General features: G+C 38.5%; 13 protein-coding genes. All 13 read right to left on the reverse strand.

The window, feature by feature from the left end; all coding sequences use genetic code 11:
- Nucleotide 1: 1 nt before the first annotated feature.
- Complete coding sequence (locus HU824_RS13540) at nt 2-598, reverse strand: hypothetical protein (protein WP_016274609.1); 597 nt, start codon at nt 596-598, stop codon at nt 2-4.
- A gap of 87 nt (nt 599-685) precedes the next feature.
- On the reverse strand, nt 686-1,165 hold the full coding sequence (locus HU824_RS13545; protein ID WP_016274608.1) for a hypothetical protein: 480 nt from the start codon (nt 1,163-1,165) through the stop codon (nt 686-688).
- 11 nt (nt 1,166-1,176) lie between these two features.
- The gene (locus HU824_RS13550) at nt 1,177-5,409 is read right to left on the reverse strand and encodes a hypothetical protein (RefSeq protein ID WP_016274607.1); all 4,233 of its coding nucleotides are present in this window, start codon (nt 5,407-5,409) and stop codon (nt 1,177-1,179) included.
- 5 nt (nt 5,410-5,414) lie between these two features.
- Nucleotides 5,415-5,729, reverse strand: coding sequence for a hypothetical protein (locus HU824_RS13555; RefSeq protein WP_115502139.1), 315 nt, complete (start codon nt 5,727-5,729; stop codon nt 5,415-5,417).
- Nucleotides 5,729-6,121 (reverse strand): hypothetical protein, encoded by a 393-nt coding sequence (locus tag HU824_RS13560; RefSeq protein ID WP_016274605.1) that lies wholly within the window; start codon nt 6,119-6,121, stop codon nt 5,729-5,731. The genes HU824_RS13555 and HU824_RS13560 overlap by 1 nt, the downstream gene beginning before the upstream one ends.
- A complete protein-coding gene (locus HU824_RS13565) occupies nt 6,102-7,142 on the reverse strand; it encodes an RNA-directed DNA polymerase (protein ID WP_016274604.1) in 1,041 nt (346 codons plus the stop codon). Before HU824_RS13565 ends, HU824_RS13560 begins: the two co-directional genes overlap by 20 nt.
- A 60-nt stretch (nt 7,143-7,202) precedes the next feature.
- Complete coding sequence (locus HU824_RS13570; RefSeq protein ID WP_016274603.1) at nt 7,203-7,397, reverse strand: hypothetical protein; 195 nt, start codon at nt 7,395-7,397, stop codon at nt 7,203-7,205.
- A gap of 43 nt (nt 7,398-7,440) precedes the next feature.
- Nucleotides 7,441-8,868 carry a hypothetical protein gene (locus HU824_RS13575; RefSeq protein WP_176469124.1) on the reverse strand — a complete coding sequence of 476 codons (1,428 nt, stop codon included), beginning with the start codon at nt 8,866-8,868 and terminating at the stop codon, nt 7,441-7,443.
- Nucleotides 8,869-8,906: 38 nt separating this feature from the next.
- A complete protein-coding gene (locus HU824_RS13580; protein ID WP_016274601.1) occupies nt 8,907-9,668 on the reverse strand; it encodes a hypothetical protein in 762 nt (253 codons plus the stop codon).
- Nucleotide 9,669: 1 nt separating this feature from the next.
- Nucleotides 9,670-10,407: a hypothetical protein gene (locus tag HU824_RS13585; RefSeq protein WP_016274600.1), complete on the reverse strand. Its 738-nt coding sequence runs from the start codon at nt 10,405-10,407 to the stop codon at nt 9,670-9,672.
- Complete coding sequence (locus HU824_RS13590) at nt 10,397-11,365, reverse strand: hypothetical protein (RefSeq protein WP_016274599.1); 969 nt, start codon at nt 11,363-11,365, stop codon at nt 10,397-10,399. Before HU824_RS13590 ends, HU824_RS13585 begins: the two co-directional genes overlap by 11 nt.
- Nucleotides 11,362-16,197: a tape measure protein gene (locus HU824_RS13595; protein ID WP_016274598.1), complete on the reverse strand. Its 4,836-nt coding sequence runs from the start codon at nt 16,195-16,197 to the stop codon at nt 11,362-11,364. The genes HU824_RS13590 and HU824_RS13595 overlap by 4 nt, the downstream gene beginning before the upstream one ends.
- Nucleotides 16,190-16,393, reverse strand: coding sequence for a hypothetical protein (locus HU824_RS13600; protein WP_032941290.1), 204 nt, complete (start codon nt 16,391-16,393; stop codon nt 16,190-16,192). The genes HU824_RS13595 and HU824_RS13600 overlap by 8 nt, the downstream gene beginning before the upstream one ends.
- Nucleotides 16,394-16,396 lie beyond the last annotated feature (3 nt).

Genomic DNA, 16,396 nt, shown 5'->3' on the forward strand with positions numbered 1-16,396 from the left:
GCTAATTATTTATTCGATGATAGAAATCTAATTTTATATTTTCATATACAGCTTGTACATTAGTATAGGCTCTCCCGTTATTTGCACCATTTTCATTATAAATCTCATTCTCTATAACTTTTGATACCCATTCCACCCAATCGGGATTAGTATAATCTGACAGTTTCTTTCCTCTATAAGAATAGCAATCAAAGCGGCTATTTCTGTCCTCATGTAAGTTTCTTACTAAATTATGGATCTTATCAACTGTAGCCTTTCTATCTACAATATGGTTTTCCTCCCTAATCTTTTTAATCAATCGGCAAACCTTTTCCACAGATAAATCAAAATAAGTAGAAGAGGTATTTTTGATCCTTAATTGAGTTTCTGGGCGTAATCCTTCTGATATATCCGCAAGCATTTCGTTCTGAACACGAGTTTCATTTAGTAAATCATTCATAGTTTTATCCGTACTGTTGATAATACCATTAATGATTGATTTAAACCACTTAAAACAAGCTATCATCAAACCAGCAGATAAAACAAGGAAAAAAGCTGCCGTTATAGCCATCATACCCCAGTCGCTAATTCCTTTTGCAATAGTTGTTACATCATCCATGAGTTTCTACAAAGTATTTGGTACACATTACTATAATCACTGCAAATATACTATTTGTGGCGTATATATACACCACAAAAGACAAAATTATATATTTGAAACTATTAAGGCTTCCAATCTATTTATTTCATTCCTTACTTCCTGTCTTTTTTGGTGCAACTCAGATATATCGTAAGGCATACTTTCACCGATAAGAGAAGCCTCATAGCACTTTGTAATACGATAATCACCTATACAACTATCATTACTGGTAAGAGAAGCTTTTAACTCATCTATCTTATTCCGAACAATCTTAACATTAAACCTTTGTTCATATTTATACCTTATCTTATCTCCAGCGTCATAAGGAGCAATATGTACACTATAATAAAGAGGACAATTCAATTTTGTATCATCAACAAGTTCTACTTGTTTCCATCCCAAGCCTGAAAGGATATTCGCTTGTTCCTCTACAGAAATAATACGCTCTTGTATTTCTCCATCATCATCACGAAATTTTTCTGTATATTCTTCCAGTATCTTAGATGTAAGATACCCACTTTCGTCTATATATCCATATTCTACCATAACATATATTTTTAAAATCTGAATCTACTTACCGTCCAACATTGACGAAGTACGCCATTAAACATAAAACGAGTAAAAACAAAAACTCCCATCCACCCCTCAGGTATATCGTAATAATCATTTGCAGAACTATCATCATGTATATATTGTCCTGAACGTGGATAAAATTTTAATTGTCCTACACCTATTTGCTTAACAAACACAAAACGTCCTACTATTCCATCATTAGGCAAATAAACATTCTTTGTCACACCTTTATTTGTCAAACCAAGAACAAACGACTGGTATTCTGTTAAATAAGTTGTTCCAGAGTTATCATCTATAGATTTGACATTTAAAAGTAATCCAGCAGCCATCAGGTTTTGGAAAAAGCCTCCATAAGCAGGGGCAGTACCTCTATTACTCGCAGTACCATAAATACCAGCGATAAAATTTTCATTATCCCACTGAGATTTATCCAAATTACCAAAACCAAGTCCAACGATAGCAGCCTTTCTGGTTATTCCTAAAGTTGCAGAAACAGCATCTGTATTAGCCCAGTTTGAGAAAATGCCTCCAGGGGTCATATATGAAACACCCATATCATTTCTTGCCTCAATTAATCCATTGCCAGCATTCAATTCTATCTTAGAATGAAGCCCTTTCTGATACCTTCTTGACATCCATTCATATTGATAAGTTGAATTTACGCCCTGAGAGTAATAAGTCCATCCATCTGGCAGATACCCAGATACATTCTTTCCAGAAGGTGTAGAAGGACGGTTATTAGTTGTTGTTCTACAATAAATATACTCATATCCTTCTTCCTCTTCATTAGTTAATGATTGACCGTATTGCTTCCATAAAGATGGATATGTAAAGCTCGACCATTCACCTCCATAGGTATAATCCCCTGAAATACGCTTGCTTTCTATTATTATCCGAGCCATAGAAGCATCAAGGATAATCTTATTACCATCCAAAAGTGTAGAAACAATCTTTCCACCACTCATAAACCAATCTCCAATATTAGCCCCCTCAGCCAATAATAAGTTGGTTGCTATGCTTTCAAACTCTGCACCGAAATCATTCCAATAAGCTGTATCAGTAGGTACATGGTTTAGATATCCGTTTCCGGCATCCACTCTGGCAACATAATAGTGACCGTTATATTTCACTGCATCTACACGCTTTGAAGTGCCATAGTAAACTTTATCACTCGCATAAATGCCACGATAAACCATAGTCGGACCAGTATCGCCATTTCTGCCATCCACACCATCATACGGAGTTTGCCGAGCTGGCGTACTCCAGTTCTGTATCAATGAATTTGTTTCACCATTGATTTTTGCTACTGTAAACCATAAGTATTGCAAGTTTCCTACAGTTGGTACGGTTGTACTCCATCCCGAAGGGTTACGGCTCGTTTTACTCAGTGAAGGTGGTGTACTTCTGGAACCATTAACAGCATACCGATATTCAAAATAATCACCATTTATACCATCGTCTCCTTTTTCTCCAGTAACACAAATAGCCTCTGTAGTAATGCTGTTACCGTTTGTGTAATTAATAACGGATCGTGTCCATATATACCAACCATTTTTCCAAGTTGGGCTTGAATTAGACCAGCTACCATTTAAAAGAGAAGTTGCAGATGATGATAAATAATATTGCTCAATTATTGAACTTATACCATTGCCTGTTTCCCCCTTTCCACCTGTGATACAAGCTGCATCTGTATATACTATATCACCGTCCGTATAAACAACTTTTGTTTTACTCCAAATGTAATATCCATCTTCCCAGGCTGGAGCTGTTGTCTGCCAACCGGATGTTGGTGCTGTAGTATTATTGGATGATATGGCATACAGAACGTCTGTATTTGAAATACCCACACCTCTTTGGGCTACAATAATCCAATAGTTACTATTCTTTGGAGAAATACCTTTAACGGGATTCTTTGATACAAAACGATACATAGAATAGCCAGTACCATCATCATAGATAACCTCATCACCCCAATAATAGGTATAAGAGTTGTCATATACGTAACGAAAACAACCTATAGGGCTTTCATCCCCACTTTCACTTTGTACGATTGTACCTCTCAGACGTAATTTTTTATCTCCCCTGGTATTCCAGTCAAAATAACTGTCTGAATCTCCTACACGAAAAGCGTTATTCACAAAGTCCATGAAATTTAACCCATCGCTTGAAACGATTCTGTCTGTAGTTATTCTTCCTGGAAGTATCTCTGTAAATCCGAATAGTTCGACAAAGGAACGATCCTCTTCAAATTCACTGTTTAGAATACCTACAAGGAAATGATAATACCCCTCTACACCTTCCAGCTTGATAGCGTTTTTACTTAAAACGTATGATCCAGTAGTGCCATTTCTGTTAGCTTTCACGTAGAGATAATATCCTACTGTTTCTGTTAATGTTGGAGAAGTATATTTTTCAATATCCCAAAACTTATACTCACTGGCTTTATGCCCAGAAGAAAGTGTATCAATCCCAATAGTCATGTGCTGTAGTATTCCTCCTGGAGCCGAAAGCACTTTCTTTGCGTTGTCATAGGTAACAAGGTATTCTACTTGTGTCGGATTGGTTTTGTTGTTCACGAAACGAAACTGCAAACTTTCATCACCAACAAGCAAACTCATTGTTTGTACTGAGATTGGACTAATGGAACCTGAGAAATGCAAAAGCGCATCATTCAGCATTGAAATCGTTTCTTTTGCATCCCTAAAACGTCTTTTAGTGAATTGGATAGAGCTTTTATACTGGTTATCAGTCTTGATCTCATTACTCTCTATCTTATTTAACTCACTTGAAATAGTAGCTCCAGTAGTCGTGTTAGATAATTCAATAATTGGGCTGTAAGGTCTGTGTATATACTCTTTAATACTGGTGATCCTTATCTTTATTCCTTCTGGTATGAATTGCGGATCCTTAAAGAGTATATAGCCACCTAATTTTATTTTTCCACCGATAGAGAGCCAACGCTTTTTAGAATAGATACTATCCAGTTCTCCCTTGAATGTAAACTTTGGATCTTCATTCTCATAGAGGTATTTAGCAGCTTCCCTAAACATATCCCAGCTTGCACCTTCTTTTGTTGAATTATTGCAAATGTACGCATCTGGTAACTGTATTCCGAATACAGCGTATTTATCTCCCAAATTAGGTTTGTATATGTCATTTGGCATAATTTGACCGTCTATTTCTTGGGGGGTTATCAAGAATTTGCGTTCTTTATGAATGTATTTAACTTCAAACTCTTTACCTGCAAGCATACCAGACTGAAATATAACAGTCATAGTATTACCCTCTATCAAACAATCTTCAAAATTCAAATCATTTGGAATAGAACTATCTATAAAATCATAGAAATTCTTTTCTTTATCGGAAACAACAACATTAGAAACACCGCCTACTCTTTTAGGTGAAATATGAGAACAATCCAAACTATCCTCTTGAACATCCCTAAGTGGTGTATCAGCCCGTTTTATATACAAGCCATCTGCATCTGAAACATAAGTACGTCCTTCATACTCCAATCTTTGATTTTTAGGCAAAAGCAACTCCTTAGAGCCATACTTACTAAAGTCTATATTCTGTTCTCCACCTTGAACGTACAAGATAGTAACAGGTCTATTTCCGCTTTGGCTGGATCGCCCCAAACCAGGTACAAACCCTTTATCTTTTCCATATTCAAGAGGTAACGGTTCATTTTTGTTATATTCAACTTTACGCAAGTGTACCGTTTTAATAGCTGGATCTATCTCATACTCCGTTTTAAATATATTAGCAATATTAGGCAAAGCCTCACTACAAAACGTGTGATTATAGTTAATAGTCTTTTCCTCAGCTTCTATACACTCGCCAACTTTCCATCCGCTATCTCTCATATTGAGATTATCCACAATTAACTGTAGATGCTCGTGAGGCTTTGCTGTGTAATCGAATTTCAAACGCTTAGAAACAATATCCCGGCATTTGTATTTACCTAATATTGCGCCTATATCATACATTACAATGGTGTACTCAAAATTCCGACTGCTTTTCTTCTTGAAGTCGTTAGGATTCATCAGGTAGTAAGTGATATTCTTGTAGATACAATAAGCTCCTACGGGAATGTTTATGAACTCTTCACTGGCAAAGTACAGATAAAGAGTGCCTACATTCTGTAAAGCCGTATATCGGTAGCTGCTTGTATCTACCAGAATATCAATCTCATTGTTGTTGAAATGTATTTTCATGTTTACTAAGTGAATTGATAGATCTTACCATTTCCGCATTTCATCCCTTTTATCGTAGTGCTGAAAGGAAAAGCGTCTTTGGGAATCTGATCCAAAGTTTTCTTTAAAGAAGCTGCGTTTGTGAAAAACTTACCATCCGCACCATTGCTATGTTTAAATTTCACAAGGTATCTTCCTTCACCGTGCGAAGTCTTTACATCTGGAATGAAATCTTCTACAATGATCTCACAATTCAGCACGTCCGAAATAGAAACCTGACTACAGTTGAACATTTTACGTTCATCCTGTACGGTTACACCTAACTCACTAAACTTTTTCATCACAATATAATATTAAGTTCCTTACAATCGTTATCTATCATTTCTTTGATAGCTTTTCTCTTTTGCAAATACTCCTTGTAATCATCGGTAGCTGATCTTTCAGTAAGAATACCGAGCTGGGCAGCGTTATAATCATTGACAATCTTGGCTTCTTTATCAGAATCCCACAAATGGGTAATAACTGCCTTTTTCAGCTTATCATTTGTAACCATTCCCCAAACAACAACTTCGTTACAAGTCCATTTTGTAGTTTGCCCGGCTTCCGTTTGTTCATTATCTCCAGCTTCTCCAAAATGGTTTTCTACTTGAACTTCCTGAATATCCCAACGGTATGTGTAAGAACCATTTCCGTTAGCCTCTAACTTAGAAGGCTTAAAATCGTAGTGTATCATATACTTGCTTTTTAATTATTGTTCTTAATAGATGTTTAGAATTACTGTATTTAGCCCAGCCAAACCAACTGCAAATAACTTGCTTATATTCCATATCGGAAATGTGTGTTTTCTTATTCAGTTTGGCAGCCTTCCTACATAGATTCTTTTTGATTCCCTTCCGAATAAGGGTATGGGTATGATAAAAGACATACCCGACAAAATCAATACCTCTATGGCTATCAATTTTGAATACTTGAAACTTCCATTTCTTTTTTCCAGTTTTAGAATCCACTTTACGGAGTGATAGCTTTAAATTGTCATGCAGATATTCTTCAATCTCTATACGGAGTTTGTGAAGCTGTTTAGAATCATCGCCTAAAATCACAATATCATCTGCATATCTAAAGTAATATCTTACCTTCTTAACCTCTTTTATCCAGTGATCGAAGTAAGCCAGATAAATATTAGCAAAGTACTGACTTAGATAGTTCCCTATGGGTACGCCATCGGCACTGTCTATAATCACGTCAAGCAACCAAAGTAGATCTTTGTCTTTGATTTTCTTCCGTAGTACTGTTTTCAAAATATCATGGTCTATACTTGGATAGAACTTCACTATATCCATTTTCAAACAGTAAGTAGTGTGTTCTGGATCTTCTTTCAAAGCCTTCTTTACTTTAGCTGCTGCTTTATGAATACCACGATCCTTAATGCAAGAATAGGTATCTTCTGTAAATAAGGACACCCATATAGGTTCCATGATATTCATAATAGCATGGTGTAAGATTCTATCAGGATAATAAGGCAAACGGTAAATAAGCCGTTCTTTGGGATCCTTGATTATAAATACCTCATATTTAGAATTTACAAAAGTCTTTTTTTTCAAAGATTCATGAAGAGCCAGTATGTTTGCTTCCCTATTCTTATCGTGCCGTTTGACACCATAAGAACGTAACTTGCCTTTCCTGGCTTTTTCATCAGCCAGGCGCAAGTTATCAAGTGAAATAATTTGCTCGTATAAATTACTTAATCTCTTCATATTCTTTGTTTTTCGTACTCAGAGCCTTCGGTTTCCCTACCAGCACCTTTATGAGTTATGTTATCTTCTACCAATAGGTAAGGTCGTTGCTTCGTTTATTGAGTTATTTTGAGAAAACCATAGCTGAGAGCTGACATTCGCATTCGCATTCGAGGGGGTGTTATTCGTATTCGCATAACCGAAGCCTGCATGAACGCCATTATTCGTATTACCGCTGAAAAGGACACCCACCAGCAACCAACCTATTTTATTCATTTGTATTCCAATTATTTATGTTTTGCAGTCAAGCCCGACCGCTTCACGCTTTAGGGATAAAACAAAGCCGAGAGCCGACATGCGCATTCGCAGCCGAGGGGGCGTTAGCCGTATGCGCATAACCGAAGCCCGCAAGAACGCCACGATACGTATAACCGCCGAAAAGGACACCCTGCATACGATTCTCATTCTTATAGGTATAGTAATAATCACACCAATAGGTAGTAGAACCTCCACCAACAAGAGAAGCAATCAAATCGCCATGTTCTCCAAAAATCATTTCTTTGGTATAGCCTTCTTGTCTTGCTGCCAGCCCTCTAAGTGTATAACCATTGTAATTACTATCGTTATAGTTGGCTGGATCAATAGCAACAAACACTTTGCTTGTACCACCATTGGCATCCGTTTTAACCTCCATATTCATACCATCCGTCCATTTCCAGACGTGCCCGAATGGATTTTCAATACCACGATAACGGGGAACAGTAAAGACTTTACTATTTTCTCCTTCTGCTTTTTCTAAAGTATAAGCAACCTCACCAGAAGCATTTCCCAATTCATCACTCGTACCACAAGGGATAATAGGATAATAACCGCTAAAGTTGTTCCACTTTGTTCCATCCCAGGTAGTTACACCATTTCCCAAACCACCCTGAGCATAACCGTTACTATCTTTCTGTGCATTGAAAGCCAACTGACAGTTAAGATTTCCGTACTCTATGTAATAGAGCCATGCCAGGGTAATGTAAGCGTTATAATCCATACAGTTCCATTCTGTAGTAGTGCCACGTTTACGAGCTGCATTACGAAAAGCGGTACGGCTCATATATGTAGCTGGCTTACCTAATTGAGTTTTAGGCAAAGCATCCCAATCCGCTTGGTTATTCCCTCCCCTGTAATCAGCCGAAGTATTTACTACAGAAGCCAGTTTACCAGTGCTTCTTTGTACAGTAGCTTCATAAGCTGAGATATAGCATTTTTTCACGAAATGATAACCAGGTAACGGGTATTCGCTGATCCGTACACCTCTTTTATTGCCATTGGTATAAAATCTTCTCCAGTGATCCGGAATTTCTACCATTACCATACCATTAGAGCCATCCAACTTGTGCGCTCTCCAGTTGTTTGGATTTAGGTATTCTATAACAGTACCATTATCCGATAACAAACAGCCTCTCATTTTACTCTGGATAGGTAATGTTTTATGCAGTGTGACATTCCCCGTTCTGGTTAGTACCGAAGAGGAAACAGAAAGATCCAATTCACCACCATAGCTACACTGTTCTTCTACATAAGGAAGCATAGCAGCCAAACCTGCTTGTTTTGATTCTCCATCACTATCCAGTACCTCAGTGATAAAACCAAACGGATTTGAGCCATCCGCTATAGGAAGTTCATTCAATCTTTTCCCATTATTGTAAGCTGCAATAATTTGTCTTACCTTTACTTCTTCATCTGCTGTAAGTGCCATAATTAATAAGTTTTTAATAGTTCAACATTCATTTTTTACTAAGTTAATCTGATACCTCCAGATCCAGAGAAGCGAATACCCCTACCAGATATAAATCTCATTCCTGGCTCTTCTACAATGATCTGAATTGTTTGGTATAATGCTGTATTTTCAGTTGGAACAACATGGATTCTGCTCATACCTACACCGTTAATCATAAATACGCCATCAGGAGTGATAGACACCGCCCGATCATCACCGAGAAACAATACATTCCTACCAGTATCTACGGGAAGTAATTCTACCTCAACTTTGAAAGGATGGGTATTCCTGTAAGTAACTTTTTTCGGGTAATTTAGCTTCATGGAAGTAGGGATCAGCTTATATTTTGATATAAGCGATTCTTCCAATTCTTCCAAACGTGCAATAACTACCCTTGCATCGCCAGTAGCTTCATTTGCATTGTTTTTAGCAACATTGGCTTCTTCCGCTTTTTCGTGAGCTTCATTAGCCTTTGCGTTAGCATTGTTGGTAGCCTCTACTGCCCTACCTGCTGCGTTATCGGCTGCTGTAGCTTTTTCATTAGCCAGTTTAGCAGCATCCTCAGCCTTTTTAGCTGCTGCTGTGGCTGTTGTTCCACGAGCTATACATTTCCACCAGGTAGTTTCGGTTAAAGCGTGTCCTTTATTCCCATCCTTGATACAGAGATAGCAACTATCATCCGTAGTAATGAAATCAAATGTATTATATGTGGTAGCTGCTGAATAAGTTCCCTTATCCACGAAAGCAACCTTTCCTAATCTTATGTTTCCTTCTGCCATATCACTTGGGGTTAAAAATTAAAAATCCTTCATTGTCAATATCAAACATATCAGCAGCTATATCATCCTGGTAATACATGATTAGTTCCATTGTATCGGGATCAATCGTAAAAGTAGGATAGAGAATACCACCTTTTGCCAAAATCCCGGTATCTACATATTTCTTTTGCGTTTCATCCCATTTCCACCAGTTGCCATTATCACCCATTTTGGGGGGATTGTCTGCGTGTTCCTTAGCCCGGTCAGCCTGAGTGTTGGCGTTAGTTGTAGCCTTATTAGCATTCTCAGTAGCTTTATTTGCGTTACTGGTTGCAGTATTGGCATTACTGGTAGCTGTGATTGTTTCCTGCTTGATCCTATCCAATCCTATACGTGCTTCATCAGCTTTACCAGCAGCCGTATTAGCTTTATTGGTCGCTTCATTGGCTTTCTGGGTTGCTACTCCAGAAACACGAGTAGCCTCATTTGCGTTTGCCGTAGCTGTGTTGGCATTTTCAGTAGCAGTAACAGCATTACGGGTAGCTGTATTTGCATTATTGGTAGCAGTAATAGCGTTCCTTGTTGCAGTGATAGCTTCCTGAGTTACTTTCAGCATATTTTCATAGGCTGTCTGTATTACACCCAGGCTAACTTTCACGCTCGTTTGTACTCCGTTTATCAACTTTACGCCAATAGTGTACAGCCCTGTTAGGCTATCAGAAAGCGTTAATTCACTGATTTTCTTTTTCCTAATTGCCATAACTTTTTAGATCTATATAAAACTCACCATCTTCCGTAACTATCAATTCTCCAGCCTCAGAAGCAAGTAAATATTCATCCTCTCCAACTCTAAAGGCAGTGAATACCAACATTAGGGTAAAAGCGCACCAGACTTGATCGTCAGGGGAAAACAGACTTACTTTTGAGCTTTTGTAGTAACATGGGTATTCCTCGCAAGTGCTTTCAACGAACAAGGATCTTTCAGCCGTTTGCACCTTCACGCCATCGCCTTCGTCTATTTCCACCACCTTTATCAAATCGTGAAGGAAAGCATTGTAATTTCTCCAGAACTCCGTTAGATTCTTAGCGATTAAGCAACAACTCAAAGTAACTTCTTTATGTTGGTACACTACTTGTTTACCATCATAAATAGCCCCATTTTGAGTAGAAAGGTTACGCAACATATTTTTCTTTACTGCTGGAGCTTTAAGTATTTGTGCCTCGCTTCCTTCCAATACACGAATACCGTAAACGGAGAAATCTATCCCGTCTATTTCATACCCCTGCGTAGGTATATTGGTTGTCGATAAAGGAGCCGTATATTTATAATCTTTCAAAGGGAAATCATCTGCGAATTTTAACGAGAAACTTTTAGCACCGATATACAGAGCTACATTTACCTCTGAAACCAATCGGAGCTTATAAGTATAGCCGATTCTTTTAAACTCAAAGGTATGGTAGGCTCCATCGGACAGTAGAGAAATGAAATCTCCAGTCTGATACATACCCACTGCGTTGAACTTTATTTCAAGTTCTTTAGTATCAAGTTTAGGATCCGACAAATCCACTTCGATACCGTCATACTCAGCCCAATCATTAGAAACCTCTGGTTCTTTTAATGCCGGGAAAGCAACAACTTCGTTATGCCCACCCTCAGCGATAAAAACCCCAAACCGAGTAAAAGCGTCCGTACCGTCTATGTATAAGTTATTTTTCATTTCCTCATTATTACACCTTTATCATTCATGTTACCTATGCTTTCTTTCATTTCCTTTATATTGGAATTGATAGATTCCAGATTCTTGCAATAGCTTGTATTCTCTCTGATACCAGTTAATATCTCAAGAAATTTGGCACAATGGCTAACTAATGATTTAATACCTTCATTTATAGAATAGGTATGCCCTTGAATTGCAGTTGCCCTTCCGTTCAGCTCGTTTACGCTGTCCTGGCTTGCTGCTATGCCGTTATTGCTGGAAACCTCACGATTCTCTGTTTCCCAAAGGTGAAAGCCTTGTTTGTTTGCTTCTTCTTTCCAATGCTCCATCCATTGTTGAGCGTTATTCATATCCGTACCGATACCTTGATAGAAAGAGGCAACCAAATCCCTTGCTTCCTTAGCTATTTCTTCTTCTGTTTTGCCGGATCCGTAGATTTTCTCCAGATCAGCTTGTAGTCTTTTGAACTTATCAGAGAAGAATAAAGAGTAGGCAATCTGTTTACCCAAATCTTCCAATACAGAAGATCCTTTTTCCCCGAACTTTTCCCACGCATCTACACCGTCATTTTCAATAGCCTCAGTGATACTATCCATTATACTATCACCTAAAGAGCCAAAAGTACCCTCTAAGTAATCTCTTAGTGCTTGTTGGGCTTCTTCCGCTTGTTCTTGAAGATCTATAAGGTTTTGCAACAAATTCCGATTCTCATCGCTCATTGTTTGAGTATCAAGAATTGCTTGCGCTCTTTCTTTATTCAGTTTGTTTTCCCCATCTATCAAATCCGGGTAAACCTGGAGTACCGAAGTATAAATATCATGCTGCTTTTTCCAAAACCAGGCTCCGGTAGTATAGCTACCCGTTTTCACCGTAACATTATTTAATGCGCCTACACCTTTATCATAAGCCTCTTTTTGCTTTTTATAGTCATTCAGGCTCCCTCTCAAATTAAAAGGGTTTAGTTTTAGCGTTGGAGCATCACCCTTTAAAGTTTCTTTATAATCCTCTATAGCTTGGCGATATACCTCTACAGATCTGGCAGCTTTAGCAATCTGATCCTCACCGAAAATTGAAGTTGCTTCTTTCATAAGAAGATTTTGCTCCATGAGCAATAAATTGTACTGGCGTTGCATTTCCAGTTTGTTTTCGGCTACTTCTTTAAGTGCCTCTTGATGTTCCTTTTCAGCCTTAGAGGATAACCCGAACAAAGTAGTGATAAGTGAAATGGCTGTACCGACAATGGAAAGAATAACCGAAGCTCTCTCTACCCCTTTGATAGCTTCTGCACCAGTAACCGCCAACGCTTGAATACCTGTTATCATGGAAATTATACCTCCTGCGATATTGGTAGCAGCAGACAAAGCAGCTTTGGTCGCATCATCCATCCCGTCAAAGTCAGAAATGATATTATTAACAGTATCATCTACCTCATTCATCACCTTTAGGGTATCGCTCCACTTCTTTTTGTTTTTTTCAGCAGACGAAGTGCTTGCGTCCTTCGCCTCAGCAACCTCTACTTTTTTCTCCAGGGTTTTAATTTGCGCACGAAGAGTAGCTTTTTCTTTATCATCCAACTTGCCACCTTCTTTTTTCAGTGTGTCTTGGGCTGTTTGTAAAGCCTCCTTTAGCTGTTTTAACCCCATAGAGGATATTTGTTCTACCCATACATTAAAAGTCGCTTCACGAGAAGCTATCTCTTGATCTAAAGCGTCCAAAGCATCTTGTTTATCACTTTCAGCCTGAGCGATATTTTCTTCGGAGAAAGTAACTTGCTTTCCGGCTTTCTTATCTTTCTCATTAACAGCTCGCATTTCGTCAATATCTTGCTGAAATTTTTCCTCTATCTCCTTACGCTTTTCCGCATAGGTCTGATACTGCTTTAGCATTTCTTCTATTGCAGTCTGGTTGCCAGCAGACAGTTTCTTTCCAGCAGCATTCTCAAGAGCCTTAAATTGTTGCTCATCCTGCTCTGATAATTGGGTGGTAGTTGGCTTAAATGTACCTTTTTTGCCCTGAGATTCCCATATAGTTTTTTCCCACTCTTGAATTTTTGTGAGCTTATCCTCCTTTTGACGTTTGATCTGCTCCATTTCCTGCTCATAGTTGAGCTGGTTTTGTTCCAATGTTTTAGAAAGTCCTTCCTTATGGGTGTTGATCTCAGCTTGCCTTACAGCAAATTCCATATCCTTTTCAATACGAATCTGCTCTTGTGCATTACGTTTTATCTCATCGGAATAATCCTTTTGAGAAGAGGACGTTTTTCTATCTGGTAACTTTTTACTCAGTGAATCTATACGTCTTTGATAGTCGTTGTATTCAGCACTACCCTTAACGGTTTCTTTCTGCTCCTGTTTCAGTTTAGAAATACGGTTCTCTACTTGGCTAATAATTTGTAGCTCGTTTTCACGTTCAAGAACGGTAGCTTTCAATTTAGCTATATAGCTTTCCTGCCCTTTTACAACAGCATCGGTTACTACTTTGCCATCAGACATTAAGCCGTTGTTCTCTTTGAGAGCCTTTTTGAAAGCCTCCAGTTTTTCTTGACCTTTAGTAATGGCTGCTTCTATCTCAGAAATGGATTTTCCTTTGGTATAAAATACCTCTTCCTGATTACCTGTTTTCTGATTTTGGTTAGGATTCTCCCCAAAGCGTTTTTGAGCCTCTTTTATGATATTATTATAAATACCACGAGCTTTGAATACTTTGGTTATTTCATCTTGCAAGCTATTAGCCATGTATGTTTGCGCACCTATACCAGTCATGGGATCGCCAGGCAAGTATTTGGTTTCGTCAAACTGCTTTATAATATCCTGGATTTCTTGGGTAATTTCTCCCTTACCTTCCAACACTGGCTTAATCTTCCAATAATAAGTTTCTGCAAGGTCGATACCGTCTTTATCCTTCTTCCCCTTGAACTTATCTTTTAGTAGCTCTTCTACAGTTTCTTTGGCTTCTACCTCCTTATCAATATAGTCATTAGAAGCCTCATTAACCGCTTTATCCATAGCTCTTGCACGAGCTGATTTTTCGGCTTCTTGCGTAATGATACGATAAGCCTTAGCCAGATCATCCAAAGCATTCTTTTCATCCCCCAGCCCCTTCAAATACTCACCGTATTTGCTCATTATGGCTTCCTTTGCGGAACGGTATTCATCCGTACCTTCTTTGGCTGCTTTCAAACGTGCAAACATCGCATCAATTTGCAATCTTTCAGCTCCAATAACCTTTTCACTTTCAGATATGGAGTTATTTAGTTTTTCTTGCGCCTTTTCTGCGTCAGTCTGATAAGTGATAAGTTTATAAATACCATAACCGAGAGCTGCTATAGCTGCTGCTGCCAAAGTATAAGGATTTGCCAGCATAACGGCTTTCAACCTGGTAGCTACAGCCATAAGTTTGAGCTTTGCAGTTGCCAACAAGTTTGTTGTAGTTACATTGGCTGCTTGTGCTGCGGTGTTGGCTGCTGTCTGAGTGGTATTCAATGTTTTAGCAGCCGTTTCTACCACTACTTTCTTGGTGCTAAAATCACGTGTGGCTGCTTGGTATTGTAAGGCTGCTGTTTCTCTGGCTGTTTCGGCTGCGACTAATTTTCTTTCTGCTGCTTCTACTTGTTTTGCTGATCCAGTAGCACCGATAGACATAAGTTCTGCCAATCTTTGCTTTTCCAATTCCTTAGCAGCAAGGTATTCGGCTTTCTTGGCTGCTATGGCTTGGCTGGCTGCTGAAACCTCTGTACGAGCTTTGGCTAACGCTACGGTTTGAGCCTCTATATTTGCTGCCATTTCAGCTTTTACGGCAGTTGCATACTCTAACGTGCCTTTGGTTAGATTCTTCTTTGAAATGGCAGCTTGCTGCTCTACAGTAAGCAATTTGCTTAGTTCCTCAGCTTCTCCAGTAGCTTTAATGGTAGTAACGGCATTTTTTGTAGCAGCAACCGAAATTACAGCAGCTTTGTATAAGCCATAAGTAACAATCAATTCCTGTATGGTTGCACCAATAGCCTCGTAATTCTCTATAGCAGAAACACCAGTTTCCAATATAGAATTTATAGTGCTTTCATTAGCTTGACCGATTTCATTAAGCATTACAGAAATAGCATCCTCCATATTGGAAATTTTACCTGTAATAGTCTTACTTTGCTCTTCCATCAGATTGTAGAACATACCGCCAGAATTTGTAAGGTTTTCTATAACCTTCTGAACTTCTGGGAATCCTACTTTTCCTTCGGCAACCAAAGCCTTAACTTCATTTTCAGCTACACCCAACTCTTTAGCCAGTTCACGAATCATCGGAATACCTCTACCCGTAAATTGGTTAAGATCCTCAGCATATAATCTGCCTTGTGTCATAGTTGTACCGTATAACCAGGCTATATCTTGTAATGGAATAGATAAGCCAGCAGCGATATTTCCTAACCGTACCAAAGTGTCATTCACTTTGTCAGCAGCTATACCATAAGCAAGTAATTGTTTTGCGCTACTTGATACACCAACGAGATCAAACGGAGTTTTAGCAGCAGTATTAATAAGCTGTGTCATTAAAGCATCAGCTTTAGCCTTACTGCCCAACATGGTATTGAAGGCTACTTCTAACTGTTGGTATTCACCTCTTACTTGAGCTATCTTCTGAGCATATCCCAACGCTTGTTGAGCCGTGAAAAATCCAGTTGCAGCGACTGTTATTTTACGGAAAATATTGTCTATCCTGCTACCTTCCTTTTCGGCTGTGTTGCCTATGCTTCGGAAAAGAGAATTAGATTTCGCCACATCGCTTTCAAATTTGGCGTTATCCAATCCTAAAGCCCACCATGTTGTACCTTCGTTGTTATTCATCTTCGTTTACGTCAAATATTGCGTTATTTACTGCATCCTGATTATTAGGATCATCACCATTTAGAATAATGCCAGTATCTTTTTTCCCATCCTTATTTGCTGAGAAAGAAGGAAGAACCGCATTATACAGACGAACATTCGCAAAACTCATTTTGTATAGGATATAATCAAAAGTCAGATTATAAGCCTTTGCCATTCC

This window comes from Bacteroides sp. L10-4, from assembly GCF_013373675.1.
GTDB classification, from domain to species: Bacteria; Bacteroidota; Bacteroidia; order Bacteroidales; family Bacteroidaceae; genus Bacteroides; species Bacteroides muris.